At 43.8% G+C, this 14,242-nt stretch carries 13 protein-coding genes and 1 pseudogene; 7 read left to right on the top strand and 7 right to left on the bottom strand.

Features of this window, described 5'->3' with window-relative positions; genetic code table 11:
• Both VK541_RS05615 and VK541_RS05610 read left to right on the top strand, forming a co-directional pair.
• Window positions 1-872, top strand: a pseudogene (locus VK541_RS05615) (glycosyl transferase); the annotation flags it as partial.
• A gap of 5 nt (window positions 873-877) precedes the next feature.
• Window positions 878-1,882, top strand: coding sequence for a glycosyltransferase family 4 protein (locus VK541_RS05610; protein ID WP_324367764.1), 1,005 nt, complete (start codon window positions 878-880; stop codon window positions 1,880-1,882).
• A 6-nt stretch (window positions 1,883-1,888) separates the two neighbouring features.
• Here the strand turns inward: VK541_RS05610 and VK541_RS05605 are convergent, their stop codons facing one another.
• Complete coding sequence (locus tag VK541_RS05605; RefSeq protein ID WP_324367762.1) at window positions 1,889-3,355, bottom strand: glycoside hydrolase family 130 protein; 1,467 nt, start codon at window positions 3,353-3,355, stop codon at window positions 1,889-1,891.
• Window positions 3,356-3,374: 19 nt separating this feature from the next.
• Entirely contained in the window at window positions 3,375-5,879 is a 2,505-nt protein-coding gene (locus tag VK541_RS05600; RefSeq protein ID WP_324367760.1) for a S9 family peptidase, read from the bottom strand.
• A 100-nt stretch (window positions 5,880-5,979) separates the two neighbouring features.
• Here VK541_RS05600 and VK541_RS05595 point away from each other — a divergent pair, with 100 nt between their 5' ends.
• Entirely contained in the window at window positions 5,980-6,861 is an 882-nt protein-coding gene (locus tag VK541_RS05595) for a polysaccharide deacetylase family protein (protein WP_324367758.1), read from the top strand.
• 9 nt (window positions 6,862-6,870) lie between these two features.
• On the opposite strand, the gene VK541_RS05590 is transcribed toward VK541_RS05595, so the two are convergent.
• The 4 genes from VK541_RS05590 to VK541_RS05575 are packed head-to-tail and all read right to left on the bottom strand — an operon-like array spanning window position 6,871 to window position 9,388.
• The gene (locus tag VK541_RS05590) at window positions 6,871-7,803 is read right to left on the bottom strand and encodes a ThuA domain-containing protein (RefSeq protein ID WP_324367756.1); all 933 of its coding nucleotides are present in this window, start codon (window positions 7,801-7,803) and stop codon (window positions 6,871-6,873) included.
• On the bottom strand, window positions 7,769-8,224 hold the full coding sequence (locus VK541_RS05585) for a 3-oxoacyl-ACP synthase (protein WP_324367754.1): 456 nt from the start codon (window positions 8,222-8,224) through the stop codon (window positions 7,769-7,771). Before VK541_RS05585 ends, VK541_RS05590 begins: the two co-directional genes overlap by 35 nt.
• A 4-nt stretch (window positions 8,225-8,228) precedes the next feature.
• Window positions 8,229-8,807, bottom strand: a complete 579-nt coding sequence (locus VK541_RS05580) for a nitroreductase (protein WP_324367752.1) — start codon at window positions 8,805-8,807, stop codon at window positions 8,229-8,231.
• On the bottom strand, window positions 8,804-9,388 hold the full coding sequence (locus VK541_RS05575; protein ID WP_324367750.1) for a hypothetical protein: 585 nt from the start codon (window positions 9,386-9,388) through the stop codon (window positions 8,804-8,806). Before VK541_RS05575 ends, VK541_RS05580 begins: the two co-directional genes overlap by 4 nt.
• Window positions 9,389-9,475: 87 nt before the next feature.
• Between VK541_RS05575 and VK541_RS05570 the strand changes: the two genes are divergently transcribed.
• Window positions 9,476-11,107, top strand: a complete 1,632-nt coding sequence (locus VK541_RS05570; protein WP_324367748.1) for an ABC-F family ATP-binding cassette domain-containing protein — start codon at window positions 9,476-9,478, stop codon at window positions 11,105-11,107.
• Window positions 11,108-11,243: 136 nt separating this feature from the next.
• On the opposite strand, the gene VK541_RS05565 is transcribed toward VK541_RS05570, so the two are convergent.
• On the bottom strand, window positions 11,244-12,446 hold the full coding sequence (locus VK541_RS05565) for a GTP-binding protein (RefSeq protein WP_324367747.1): 1,203 nt from the start codon (window positions 12,444-12,446) through the stop codon (window positions 11,244-11,246).
• 105 nt (window positions 12,447-12,551) lie between these two features.
• On the opposite strand from VK541_RS05565, the gene VK541_RS05560 reads away from it, so the two are divergent.
• The 3 genes from VK541_RS05560 to VK541_RS05550 all read left to right on the top strand — a co-directional run.
• Window positions 12,552-12,923: a MerC domain-containing protein gene (locus tag VK541_RS05560; RefSeq protein WP_324367745.1), complete on the top strand. Its 372-nt coding sequence runs from the start codon at window positions 12,552-12,554 to the stop codon at window positions 12,921-12,923.
• A 156-nt stretch (window positions 12,924-13,079) separates the two neighbouring features.
• Window positions 13,080-13,706 (top strand): ABC transporter ATP-binding protein, encoded by a 627-nt coding sequence (locus VK541_RS05555; protein WP_324367743.1) that lies wholly within the window; start codon window positions 13,080-13,082, stop codon window positions 13,704-13,706.
• The coding region (locus VK541_RS05550; RefSeq protein ID WP_324367741.1) for an ABC transporter permease at window positions 13,703-14,242 on the top strand (540 nt) is incomplete at its 3' end. The genes VK541_RS05555 and VK541_RS05550, both read left to right, overlap by 4 nt.

The following is a 14,242-nucleotide window of genomic DNA, read 5'->3' as shown; positions in this document are numbered from 1 at the left end:
GTGATGACGGGAATTTCAGAAATTTTCTGAGTTTTAAAAGGGAATATCTGGACGAAGTGGGTTCTGAAGATTCATTTGGCCGCACGATCTGGTCTCTGGGTTATCTGATCAACAATGCGCCCAATAATTCTTACCGTGAATTTGCAAGGGAACTTTTTCTCAAATCAGTGCCGCACTTCAAACAGTTAAAACACCTGCGGGGAATAGCAAATACCATGATCGGACTAACGCATTTCATGAAAGCAAACCAGCATGACGAGCACATTAAGGGTCAGCTGGATCTGCTTGCTGAACCGCTCAAAGCGGCATACCGTAATAACAAACAGGGCCACTGGCTTTGGTTTGAAGAAAAAATGACTTACGACAACGCCATTTTACCGCTTGCCCTGCTCGCGCACTACGAGATCACCCAGGATAAAGAATCTATGGACATTGCGCTGGAGAGCATGGAGTTCCTTTCGCAGAAAACACTGATCCATGGTTACTTAAACCCCGTGGGCAACGATGGATGGCTGTACAGGGATGGCGGTGGCATGGCCCTTTATGACCAGCAGGCCATAGAAACCATGGCCATGGTGCTCATGTACTTCAAGGCATACGAAATCACTCATGACCTTACTTATATCCGCCAGATGTATTTGTGCTACCAATGGTTTTTGGGCGAGAACAGTCTGCATCTGCCGCTCTATGATTATGAGACCAAAGGTTGTGGTGACGGACTGCAAACCTACGGCGTAAACCGAAATCAGGGTGCAGAAAGTACACTGGCCTATTGGATCTCTCACCTGGTGGTATTGAAAGCATTGGAATCCGAGTACGAATTTATACAGAGTGCTGATTTAACGGCGGTTCAAAAACAGGTATTTAATTGACCGCGATGAAAATTGCTGTACTGGCACCCATTGCCTGGCGGACACCGCCCCGGCATTATGGGCCCTGGGAACAAATGGCCTCAAATTTAACGGAAGGACTTGCCGCCGCCGGTATAGATGTGACGCTTTTTGCTACCCGAGATTCCATCACTTCCGGCAAATTAAATACGGTGATACCCAAAGGCTACGAGGAAGACCGGGAAGCTGATGCTAAAGTACTGGAATGCCTGCACATCAGCAACTTGATGGAACAGGCGAATCAATTTGACCTGATCCACAATCATTATGATTTTCTGCCTTTAACCTACTCCGCTCTGATCCGGACACCAGTGATTACCACCATACATGGCTTTTCATCAGAAAAGATCATTCCTGTATATCAGAAATATAATGCATCAGGTTATTATGTATCTATAAGTAATTCAGACCGCCATCCTTCATTGAATTATCTGAGTACGGTATATAATGGTTTAAGAACAGAGGAATTTGATCCGGGTACCGGACAGGGGGATTATCTTTTATTTTTTGGCAGGATCCATCCGGACAAGGGTACAGCCGAGGCCATACAGATCGCCCTGAAAGCAAAACGCAGATTGATTATTGCCGGAATTGTGCAGGATGTCAATTATTTTAAGGAAAAAGTAGAACCCTATCTAAATGATGAGATCACCTTCATAGGTGCGGCAGGTCCGGAAAAAAGAAACCAGTTGCTGGGCGGTGCTATTGCATTGCTGCATCCCATAAATTTTGAAGAGCCTTTTGGTCTGAGTGTAGCAGAAGCCATGCTCTGTGAAACACCGGTAATTGCTTTCGACAGGGGGGCTATGCGGGAACTGATCAAAGACCATGAAACAGGTTTTCTCGTGAAAAATGCAGATGAAGCTGTCGCAGCGGTTGAGGCGATAAATACAATTGACCGGCCCGGATGCAGGGTGTGGGCGATGCGTAATTTCTCCCAAAAAAAAATGGCAGAAGACTACATCAGCCTCTACCATCGGATATTAAATTGAAATATTTTAAATCACTGAAGATTTTAACCTTTCCAGCAGGATGTCGATTTTTACCCCGGCAAAAGAGGAACAGTAATCTGACAAACCGTAAGGGATGATCAGCTCGCCGTTGTGTATGATAGAGCCGCAGGAATACAGTACATTGGGTACATAGCCTTCCCGCTCGTCTGTGTTTGGGATAACCAGGGGTTCTTTTAACCTGCCGATTTCTATAGAAGGATCATTGAGGTCAAAAAGACTGGCGCCCAGACAATATCTGCGCATCGGCCCAACACCATGGGTAATCACCAGCCAGCCATCTTCCGTCTCAATAGGCGAGCCGCAGTTACCGATCTGTATGAACTCCCAGGAGAATTTAGGCGACTGGAGTTTTACAGGATTGTCCCACACGGTAAGTTTATCTGAATACATCAGGTAGTTGTTGCAACCGTCAATCCGCGACATCATGGCATACTTGCCATTTATTTTACGTGGAAACAAAGCCAGGTTCTTGTTTTGGGCCCCTACTCCATGCAGCGGACTGATCTTAAAATCGTAGAAATTTGTAGTCTGCAACAGTTTGGGCATGATCATGGCCCCGTCAAATGCTGTATACGTCGCATAATAGACCACTGATCCATCGTCTTTGATGAATCTCACAAACCTCGCGTCTTCAATGCCCTTGCGCTCAAACTCTGAGATGGGAAATATCACCCGGTCCGAAATGTCAGTGTCCCTGGAGAAGCTGATCTCGTGATAAGTATCAGACAACCACAGGATCTTGTCATACTCCAGTTTACGGAGATCGTCTTGCTGCAAGGCTTTACCATCAAGTATGATCTTCCGAAGTGTTGCATAATCAAATTTATCCTGCAATTTGTTGCCGACTTCATCAAGAACTTCGATATCGATCTTTGAATCAGCAGCCTTTTTGAGAAACAGTCTTTTGTTATAGACGGCATTTTTGATCACCTCAGCTTCGTCAATATAATTGCCGGCCGGGATTACGGTGATGTCATGGTTACGGTCTATCAGCGCCCTTCTGAACACCACAGATGAGATATGACCTTCTCCTACCGCCCTGAAGCTGATGATCACTCTTTTTTCGCCCTCTACCAGGTCACTCTGGTCAGGATCCTCAACTATTGAAGGATTGAAAAAAGCGGCTGACTCTATGGAATACTCATGCGTAAAATAAGAACCCAGCAATAGTTTCCTGTCCTTATCCAGGTCATCGTATTCAAAGCCTGCTGCTTCAATACTGTGCAATACTCTCTTGCAATGCCTGGTCAGGATTTTGGTGATGTTTCTATGCCGTTTGGAGTACTCCTGCAAAAGTGGCGAAATTAGACCAAAAACCTCGTCATCAGACAATTCCATAACCTTTTTCACGACTTCTACTGCGCGTTCTTCACCGTTGAAGAAGAATCTGGCAATAACCCTTTTAGGATCGGGATATACTTTAACTGGTTTTCGCTCTATTAATATTCTCATGTATGGTATAACGTTTTTATTATTTCTTTTGTTCTATCTCCCGGTCCATTTCCACAAGATCTACATCATTTGCCGACGAAAAATCACCAATCAGATATTTATTAAAATGATCCGCAAGCTTCCAGAACCCGTACTCTGTCAGATCACCAAATGCATGGCGCTGCCCCGGCATGATGACAAACTCAAACCGCTTACCGGCACGCATCAGGGCGTTGGCCATGCGGATGGTATTGGCAGGGTGCACGTTGTTGTCCACGTCGCCTGCCATCAGCAGTAAATGCCCTTTCAGGTTCTTCGCCAGGTCAGGGTTTTTATCAATGCTGTATTTGAAAGTGGTATCTCCTTTTGCGGACACGATCTCTTTTACCCCATGGTGTTTTTCACTCCACCACCTGTTGTAAATGCTGTTGTCGTGGTTACCTGCATTGGAAACAGCGGCTTTAAAGAAATCGGGATAGACCAGCATGGCCGCTGTAGACATAAAACCGCCGCCGGAGTGACCGGTAATCCCTACCTTTTCGGCATCAATAAAGGGATACCTGTCGGCCAGCTGCTCCACCGCAGCTTTCTTATCTGCCAGTCCGTAATCTCTCAGGTTTCCATAGCCATAAGTATGGTACCATTTGGACCTTGCCGGATTGCCACCCCTGTTGCCCACAGTGATCACAATATAGCCAAACTGTGCCAGGCGGTCGGTCCTGTCCATGGATCTGCTGAATGCCGTATTTACAGCCTCTGTTTGCGGACCGGGATATACGTATTCTATGATCGGGTATTTTTTAGCTGCATCAAAATTAAAGGGTTTATACATCACCCCGAAAATGTCTGTGATGCCGTCATCAGCTTTTACTTTAAATGGCTCAGGAAATTTGTAACCCGTAGCCATCAGCAAGGAAAGATCGGTTGTTTCCAGGTCCATTACCTTCCTGCCGTAAGTATCTATCAGGACAGACTTAGGAACAGTATTGACCCTGGAGAAATTGTTGACAAAGAACCGGTTCTCATCATTCAGGTTTGCAGCATGATCAAAATCACCTGGGTTTAAGAGCTTCATGCCTGTTCCGTCAAACCTGATGCGGTATAAGTGAAGGTAATAAGGATTTTCCTTAGCCTCGCGGCCATTGGCGGTAAAATACAGCACCCTGTTCTTTTCATCAATATTGACAATGCTTTCGCAATGAAAAGATCCTTTGGTAATTTGATTCTTTAATTTACCATTGCCATCAAAAAGATAGAAATGCGCCCAGCCATCACGCTCGGACCAATGGATGATCTCCTTTCCGTCATTAACCAATCCGGGGCGGTTGATCTCCACATAGGTATTGAACCGCTCGTCTATCAATGATTTGACGGAACCGGTATTGATGTCGACCGTACAGACGTCCACGCGTTTCAGATCTCTGCTGCTGCGTGAAAAATAGATCTTGCTGTTGTTGCCAAGCCATATAGATGGACGAAATTCATTGTCCCGGTCCTTGTTTAGAGATGGTGCCCTCCAGACAGAAACACTCTGGTCTTTAAAAGCCGCTGTGTTCAGTTTTTTATAACTTTTAGCTGCAAAATCAAACAGCAGCATTTCATCTCTTGGTGCTTCAGCCTCCCCGGGCATCTGATATTTATAAGTTTCCAGTGTTGGCCTGCCCGGAGCAACATTGTTGATTACCCAAAGATCCTTTACTTTACGGGAATCAGTCCTGTCGAGTACAAAATATTTGGAGTTGGGCGACCACAATACGTAAGCACCCCTTCTTTTCTTATCGTTCTTTTCTATTTCTTCATTGTTCTCTCCGTCACCGTCGCCGCCGTAGGAATAGAACTTGACTCCGTCTTTGGTCAGCTGGTGCTCCACGATGGTACTGTCGTCTTCATTCTTAACGGCCTTTTTGTAGTTCTCTTTGTCCATCCAGTAGAGGTTATATTTCCTGGTGAAAATGATGGCCGAAGAATCCGGCGCCACAGAACCCCAGGATGGTTTGGCTTTTGGCTTGGCATAATTGGGCACTTCTGTGAGTTTCGCCGCGGCGATATCATAATTGAAATAAAAAATCTTTTTCTGCATAGAATCTGCAGCTTTTTTGTCTTTGCGGTCTTTCTTTAGTTCGTCAATTGTACTCCTTACCTCAAAACTGATCTGTTTTTCATTAGCAGAAAACTTTAAGTTCTCCAGCGGAAGGTGCTGTGCGTCGAAAGGATCCCGGACAGTCGTGGTAATGTCCGCAGCAAGTTTAGCATTGTCAAAGATCTTTTTTTTGCTCCTGCCAACCGGGTCGACAAGGTACCATTCCTTCCCGTTAGGAGTTTCGTATTCATACCAGAACTTGTTGCTGAGCTTTAGCCAATGCGGATCAACAGCAGTAGAATACACGATTTTTTTGAGTTTAGCAGGTGAAAACCTGGACGCCAGCTGGTAATTAGCCTTTGGCGCAGCAGTTATTGCCTCGGTGACAGTGACTGTTTTTGTCTGAGAATTTGCTTCAAAACCTATGATGAGCGTCAATAAAAAGAATGAGTAGATTTTTTTCATTTATGAACTTTAATTGATCCGCCTAAATTATTGATTAATACCTTTTATATGCTGTCTTTATTTGTAATAAAAATGATAATTTTGGGCCAAACATTTATCAATGAAACTACACTTTTTAACATTAATTACCGCTGTCTTTATTTTGACAGCCGGCTGCCAGTCCAAATCACAACCAAGCACAGACAATACTGAGGCAAAAGACACACTGACGCAGACTACAGAAACAGATGCTGAGGCTGCCAAAGTTGATGTCAGTAAAATAAAAGTTGCTGATGCAAAGACCATTTTAGCGCGTAAACAAGTGCCGATATTGTGTTACCACCAGGTGCGCAACTGGACACCAAAGGACGGAAAAGTGGGTAAGGACTACATCGTAGAAATACAGAATTTTAAAGACCAGATCAAAATGCTGGCAGACAGCGGCTATCATACCATCTTACCTGACCAGCTGTATGCTTATTTAAACACCGGGGCAGCGTTGCCAAGCAAGCCCATCATCCTGACTTTTGACGATACAGATATGGATCAGTTTACCATTGCGGCCCCTACTTTAAAAAAGTATGGTTATAAAGCTGTCTATTTCATCATGACGGTCTCTATAGGCCGTAAAGGTAAATTTGTAGATTACATGACCAAAGAGCAGATCAAACAGCTTTCTGACGAAGGCAATGTGATCGGAAGCCATACTTACGACCATAAGAACTTTAAAAAATACCAGGGTAAGGATTGGGAAGAGCAATTGGACAAGCCTACCAAAAAACTGGAAGAGATCACCGGAAAAAAAATGACAGAATTTGCTTACCCCTTTGGTCTGTGGAATGCTGAAGGAATTCCGGAACTGAAAAAACGTGGTTTCAGAATGGCATTTTCCCTGGCTGAAAAACGCGATCAGAATGATCCGTTGTTTACGATCAGAAGGATCATCGCCAGTGGTTACTGGAGCCCGAAAACATTAAGCAACAGCATCAAAAGAAGTTTTTAAAAGAATTATTTATTTCGGAAAGTCTGATTCTTCTCTAATACTTATTTGATCTTTTGAAGGGAAATTTTTAGGAACCGGATAGGTTACATTAGCTATCGCCAGCCATTCGGCAACCCTGATCATTGTGGTTTGAAATCCAATACAGCGATAGCTCAGCGGATAGATTTCATCCTGCCAGAGATGCCCCATACTGGAATTATAAACACGGCCTTTACCATATGCAACCACCCATTCTACGGGCCACAACTTTTTAGTAGATGTGCTGTCATAGGCAAACGACAGTACAGTTAGATTTTCTGCGGGTCCACGGGGATAATTATACACTTCTGTCGAAGCCGTTTTCCACTGATCCGGATACCCCTTGTTGATCGGATGCCGGTTAAGAATTTGTATTAACGCATTAAACCTGTTGCCGTGATTAGTACCATTTCCCTCTCCTGGAGGAATCCGGACAACCTCGCTGCTCGCATTGATTTCCAGCGAATAGCCTGTCGTTTTAGGGCGCCAGCCCATGCCAATCATCTTATCGTATTCTTTCCAGTGAGGAAAAGCATTATTACCTGAATGAAGAATATATAGACCTCCCCCATTCCTGACATAATTCTCGAGTTCAAGTTCTACCCTCCTCGGCCAGCGCAAAGCCTGATTTTGAATATTGTTAGTACTCTGGATCACAACCGCATATTTTTCAAATGCAGGCTCCCATTGCGCTTGTCCCATGCTATCCAGCGGAACAGTAGATATGTCGACCTTAAAACGCTTACTTTCTTCCAATATCCGTTTCGTCAGGTTACTGGTTTGTTTCCAGTCGTGATTGCTGAATCCGTCTACGATCAATACATTGATTGTTTTTTTTATCTGACCTGAAGTATAGCATACCTGGGTCAGCAACAAAACAAGGGTAAAGCTATACCACTTGCTCAACAACATAGTTATTGCCATTAAAGGCAAATTTATCACCTTTCTTTTTGTCCAGAAGCAGTTTGCCAATCGGTGAAGCCGGAGAAATGGCAAATATGGATTTGCCATCTGCCGTAAGCTGACCCGCACTGACGCTGACGTAAAAATTTCCATGATTGGTAAATACCAGGCTACCGTGTCTGACTGTATCGGCATCGGCTGCGTGAGTATCGATCGCCTGCAATACCCGTAAATTATCCTGGGCATCGATCAGCAAGCGTTTATTCCGGTCTATATCCTGCTGCATCATTTCCCGGCTGGTTTCATATTTATCCCCTGCACTGCTTTTGGTGTCGTCATTACTGGCTTCGCGTGCCTGCGCTAAAGCTACTTCAGCAGTTTGGATCCGTTGCTCGATAAAGCTCAGGCAAAGCTGGTATAATGTTTCTTTTATTCGGTTCATAAAATTAGGATTCTACCCATTTAATCTTTTCTTCTATAGGCTGACGCATGGCTTCACGTGGTGGTTCATTATGATATCCCATGTAAAATAACCCGTAGCACTTTTCCTGTTCATCTAAGTTAAGATAATCCTTCAAATCTGCAAGCATCCCCGGAGAACTCCAATATGCGCCAATATTCAGGGCCTCAGCAGTCAGGGCCATATTTTGTACAGCGCAGGCGAGGGATGCCAATTCTTCCCATTCCGGCACTTTATCCGCATGCAGTTTCAAATTTAAAGTGATGATGCAGCCGGCTTGTTCTGCTTTTTCCAATATACTGTCATATTTCTTCTGCAGGAACTGATGGGCCGGGGTGTCCATCTTATATAACCTGGCTAATTCCTGCCCCAGCTTTATTTTCCCTTCATTTCTGAAAACGATGAACCGCCAGGGTTGTGTAAGTTTATGGGTAGGAGCATAATTCGCACTCTCCAAAATTTGTTTGACCAGGGCGTGCGGAATTTCTTCTTTTGTATAACTAATGGGGAATATACTCCGTCTGCGTTGTATAATATGGGTCAGTATCTCTATATCTGTCTTCATTTTTTCAATTTCATTAACTGTTTTTTGACCTGTTTGGCCCTTGCAAAGAACGCTATACTTTCTACGTCTGTCAAGTAGTCGATGGTTTCCATTAAGTCATCTTTGATCCAATCGTAGCGCGGGGCAAGGTTGGCGAGTGCCTGCATACAGTGTACTTTAGTTGCGACCGGCATTTCTGTATCGACCAGCCAGATAAAAAGCACCTCTACTACTGCTTCAAATTCTATTTCTTTAACCAGTGCTTTATACAAAGGGCCTGCGTTTCCGGCGGTCAGCAAGGCGACGATCTTGCTATAATGGCGCATCACAGAAGGATTTTTTTGCGTCGGCAACAGTTCCAAAAACCTGGTTAGATATGGGCTGAACACAGCAGGATTATTGCTCATCATATATTCCAGCATCCAGGCGGCCCGGAAAGCAACTTCCTTTCTCTTGTGAAAACTGGCCTGCAGAAGAACATCAATACCAGGGTTATGGTTTTTAATGATGCCGGTTAAATGGGCCACCATTTGAAAATTAACTGGTGCATCCAGTCTTGCAATTAGTTCTTCCTTGTCCACGGCAAATTTCTTGAAACCCAAACTTATCGAAATTGTTCATAGTATGAGAAGTACTAAAAAAATATTTTTATAAATAATGATTACCTTTGCGGCTTATTTTTCAGCAATATGATTTCAGTTTCTAATTTATCACTCCGTTACGGAAAACGCACATTATTTGAAGATGTTAACCTAAAATTCAACCAGGGCAATTGCTATGGTGTGATTGGCGCAAACGGGGCCGGTAAATCTACCTTTCTTAAGATTCTTTCAGGTGAAGTAAATCAAACTACGGGCAGTGTGGCTTTTACCCCGGGCGAACGCATGGCGGTATTAAAACAGAACCACTATGAGTTTGATGAATTGCCGGTGATCGAAACCGTCATGATGGGGCATAAAGAGCTATATGACATCATGAAGGAAAAGGATGCCATCTATCTGAAAGAAGATTTTACAGATAAAGACGGTGAACGTGCCGGTGAGCTGGAAAACAGGTTTGCCGAAATGGACGGCTGGAACATGGAAAGTAATGCGGCAACCATGCTGAGCAACCTGGGCATCAAGGAAGAGCATCACCACAAGCAATTGAAAGAACTTGATGGTAATCAAAAAGTTCGTGTACTATTGGCCCAGGCCCTATTTGGCAACCCGGATATTCTCTTATTGGATGAGCCTACCAACGACCTGGACATTGATACCATAGCCTGGCTGGAAAACTTTTTGGCAGACTATCAGAATATCGTTTTGGTGGTTTCTCACGACAGGCACTTTTTAGATGCGGTCTGCACACATATTGTGGACATTGACTTCAGCAAAATGAATATCTACTCTGGTAACTATACTTTCTGGTACGAATCAAGCCAGCTGGCATTGAAGCAGCGCAGTGACCAGAACAAAAAACTGGAGGAGAAAGTTAAAGAGCTTCAGGAATTTATCCAGCGCTTCAGTGCCAATGCTTCAAAATCAAAACAAGCTACTTCTCGTAAAAAGGCCCTCGATAAAATTGATATTTCAGAGATCAAAGCTTCGAGCAGAAAATATCCTGCTATTCTGTTCAATAACCTGGGCAGGGAAGCCGGCGACCAGATTCTGCAGGTAGAAAACCTGTCTTGCACGATAAACGGCGATGTGATGTTTAAGAATGTTAGCTTCATGGTCAATAAAGGGGATAAAATCGCAGTCCTTTCGCAGAACAGTCTGGCTACTACTGCTTTTTATAATGTTTTAACTGGCCGTGAAAAGAATTATACAGGCGAATTTAAATTTGGGGTGACCATCAACATTGCGGACATTCCTAACGACAATTCACAATATTTTGAAGGTAAGAATGAGAACCTGGTAGACTGGCTGCGTGAGTATTCGGGTACAGATCAGGATGAACAATTTGTAAGGAGTTTTCTCGGTAGAATGCTGTTTTCAGGTGAAGAAGTATTAAAGAATGTAAAGGTATTGTCCGGAGGTGAAAAGATGCGCTGTATGTTCTCACAAATGATGCTGAGACACGCCAATCTTTTATTATTTGATGAGCCGACCAATCACCTTGACCTGGAATCTATTACCGCTCTGAACAATGGTTTGAAAGATTTCAGGGGTACTGCGTTGTTCACTTCACGAGATCATGCACTTACCGAATCTGTAGCAACAAGGATCATTGAACTGACACCTAAGGGGGCTATCGATAAGATGATGACTTATGATGAGTACATCACCAGTCCGGATGTTGCAGCTTTGAGGGCTGAAATGTACAAGGGGACAAAATAAGGGACAAAATAGGTATTCTCTTCAAAGGCTGGGACACAGCTGCGCAATGCCCCTATGCCTTTTCTGAGAAACCAATTTTGTTGGAAAGCAGGGTGGAAAAGCGATGAGTTTTTCTGCACCTTGCAAGCAAAATAAATTAAAGCACACGCTCAAACGGATTGTTGAATTTCTCTCCCCGCCAATAGCAAATCAGTTCTTTGGTATCCAGCAGACAGGACGTCAGCTCACTGTTTAAATGTTCTTTATCCAGATCCTGTCCTATGAATATCAGTTCATTCAACCGATCTCCAAAAGCCATGTCCCACCTGCCTTCGATATCTTTCTTGTTTTCCAGGTAATCTGAATAGTTAAGTCGTTCCTGCAACGGCATACTCGCCCACCACTTGCCGGCATCATCGACCTTGAGCGATCCACCGGCCTGCGAGAAATTTAGTGCCCGGTCGGGCATTGAAGCAATCCAGAATAATCCTTTAGTACGCAATACATTATTTGGAAACCTCACATTGAGGTATTCCCAGAGACGACTAGGATGAAAGGGTCTTGCTGAACGAAAAACTGTACTGCTGATGCCATATTCTTCCGTTTCGGAACTATGTACCAAATTGAGTTCTCTCATCCAGCCGGCACCTTGTGATGATTCTTCAAAATCAAACAGCGCGGTATTCAGTATTTCCGCGGGATCAATTTTACCAAAAGAAGTTTCTATCAGTTTGGCTCCGGGATTCAGTTTCCTGATTACAGCTTTCAACAGCTTCAGATCTTCAATACTGATCAGATCTGTTTTATTAAGAATGATGACATTGGCAAATTCGATCTGGTCCGTTAGCAGGTTTACAATAGTCCTTTTGTCGCTCTCATCGTCTGTCCAGCCCCGGTCTGGCAATATTTCATTCGTACCAAAGTCTTTCTTAAAATTGAAGCAGTCCACCACAGTTACCATCGTATCCAGTCTGCTGTACTTGCTGAGGTCTATCCCCAATACATCGTCTACATAACTAAAAGTTTGCGCCACGGGTATCGGTTCTGAGATACCTGAGCTTTCAATGATCAGGTAATCAAATCTATTTTCTTTGGCTAATTTTTCTACCTCAATGATCAGATCTTCACGCAATGTACAGCAGATACAGCCATTGCTCATCTCTACGAGCCGCTCCTGTGTTTGAGACAATATATTTTCACCTCTGATCACCTTCGCATCAATATTGAGCTCACTCATATCATTCACTACAAGAGCAACTTTCAGGTTTTCCTTGTTATGGAGGATATGGTTCAATAAGGTGGTTTTTCCGCTGCCCAAAAATCCGCTGAGCACGGTTACGGGTAATAGTTTCTTTTCCATAATGCAATTAAGTTGCAAATATATTTTATTTAATACTACAAATGCAACATAATTGCTTTTATATTTGTGAATTATTTTTACAAGCCTCAAAAACTTATTAAAAACATGATCCTTAAACCGAAAAAACTTGATCAACTGGGAATTACAGCCTCACTGGCATGTGCCCTGCACTGCGCCGCCCTTCCGTTTCTCATCACCAGCCTGCCGCTGTTAGGCTTGGGTTTCCTGTCAAACAGCTGGGTGGAGATCAGCATGATCTTTATTTCCATGCTCCTGGGCTTCTATTCTTTGTTAACCTCCTATCCTGCTCATAAACGGATAACACCTTTACTTGTGCTGATCATTGGCTTCACCCTGATTGGAAGCGGGCATTATCTAATTGAAGGTCTTGAAGGCTTATTGATCCCTCTGGGCGGACTTAGCATTGCCGGCGCACATTTTCTAAACTGGAAGTACAACAAATCTTGCTGCGTTTAACTAATTTTACACCCATAAGCCATGAAAAAAAAACTGTTATTTGGTATTTTACTCTTATTCATCAGCCTGGTCAACCCCGGTTGCAAACATGATACTCCGGATGCAAAAAAAATGTATCTTAAATATTTACACAGCCGTCTCAAAAAATAATCAAGTATGATCTCAGTTAAATCAGTTTCACATGAATATCCCTCCGGACACCACATCAATTTTAAAGACTGGATGATAAAAGACGGAGAACAGTGGCTGCTGCTCGGTGCATCCGGGAGTGGAAAAACCACCCTGCTGCACATCCTGACGGGGATATTGAAACCTAGTCAGGGGCAGGTGACCATGGATACCACATCTATATATGACCTGTCGTCTAAAGAGCTCGACCAGTTCAGGGGCCGGAACATCGGGATCATTTTTCAGCGCCCGCACCTGATTAAAAGTCTGAGCATTTCAGAGAATTTGCTGATGGCGCAAAGCTTTGCTAAATTACCGGAAAATGAGGACAGGGTGAACGAAGTGCTGAATGCTCTCGGTATAGCAGACAAGAAAAATGCTTATCAGAAAGAACTGAGCCAGGGCCAGTTACAACGGGTTTCTATTGCCAGAGCAGTCATCAACAAACCGGCATTGCTCATTGCCGATGAGCCTACCTCAAGTCTTGACGATAAAAATGCAGCCGCTGTACTTGAACTTTTACTGGAACAGTCCGGTCTCAATCACGCTACATTAATTGTGGCCACCCATGATAAGCGGGTCAAGAATGCGTTCACCAACACTTATGAGCTATGAGTCCGTTAAAGATCAGCTGGAAAAACCTGGTGTCGAAGCCATTGTCCTCGGCGTTGAATATATTACTGATCGCTTTTGGAGCAGGCATATTAACCATCCTGCTGCTGGCATCTACTCAGGTCAGCGAGAAACTGGAAAATAACTCGAAAGACATTGACCTTGTGGTGGGTGCAAAAGGCAGTCCGCTGCAACTGATCCTCAGCAGCATTTATTACATTGATTTTCCGACTGGCAACATCCCTTTAAGAGAGGCAATGGAGCTCGCACACAGCCCTTTTGTAAAAAGAGCGGTACCATTGGCCCTTGGTGATAATTACAACGGTATCCGCATAGTAGGTACAGACAGCAATTTTGTGGCAGTTTATAAATTGGCTGTTGCTGAAGGCAAAATCTGGCAAGCCGATTTTGAGACCGTCATTGGCTCCAATGTAGCACAGGCGCAGCACTTGAAAATTGGCGATACTTTTTATGGTGCGCACGGACTTACAGGTAATTCTGATGTACACAAAGCGCATCAATATGTTGTTAAGGGAATT

The organism is Pedobacter sp., assembly GCF_035317785.1.
In the GTDB taxonomy this organism is placed as follows: Bacteria; Bacteroidota; Bacteroidia; order Sphingobacteriales; family Sphingobacteriaceae; genus Pedobacter.
Note: the sequence above shows the minus strand (reverse complement) of the source record. Positions and strands in the feature narration are given on the sequence as shown.

Coding starts and splice junctions, on each gene's coding strand:
- VK541_RS05565 (WP_324367747.1), bottom strand. CDS start 12,446: ATGGAAAAGAAACTATTACCCGTAACCGTGCTCAGCGGATTTTTGGGC.
- VK541_RS05585 (WP_324367754.1), bottom strand. CDS start 8,224: ATGAACCGAATAAAAGAAACATTATACCAGCTTTGCCTGAGCTTTATC.
- VK541_RS05555 (WP_324367743.1), top strand. CDS start 13,080: ATGATCTCAGTTAAATCAGTTTCACATGAATATCCCTCCGGACACCAC.
- VK541_RS05560 (WP_324367745.1), top strand. CDS start 12,552: ATGATCCTTAAACCGAAAAAACTTGATCAACTGGGAATTACAGCCTCA.
- VK541_RS05595 (WP_324367758.1), top strand. CDS start 5,980: ATGAAACTACACTTTTTAACATTAATTACCGCTGTCTTTATTTTGACA.
- VK541_RS05590 (WP_324367756.1), bottom strand. CDS start 7,803: ATGGCAATAACTATGTTGTTGAGCAAGTGGTATAGCTTTACCCTTGTT.
- VK541_RS05570 (WP_324367748.1), top strand. CDS start 9,476: ATGATTTCAGTTTCTAATTTATCACTCCGTTACGGAAAACGCACATTA.
- VK541_RS05580 (WP_324367752.1), bottom strand. CDS start 8,807: ATGAAGACAGATATAGAGATACTGACCCATATTATACAACGCAGACGG.
- VK541_RS05605 (WP_324367762.1), bottom strand. CDS start 3,355: ATGAGAATATTAATAGAGCGAAAACCAGTTAAAGTATATCCCGATCCT.
- VK541_RS05610 (WP_324367764.1), top strand. CDS start 878: ATGAAAATTGCTGTACTGGCACCCATTGCCTGGCGGACACCGCCCCGG.
- VK541_RS05600 (WP_324367760.1), bottom strand. CDS start 5,879: ATGAAAAAAATCTACTCATTCTTTTTATTGACGCTCATCATAGGTTTT.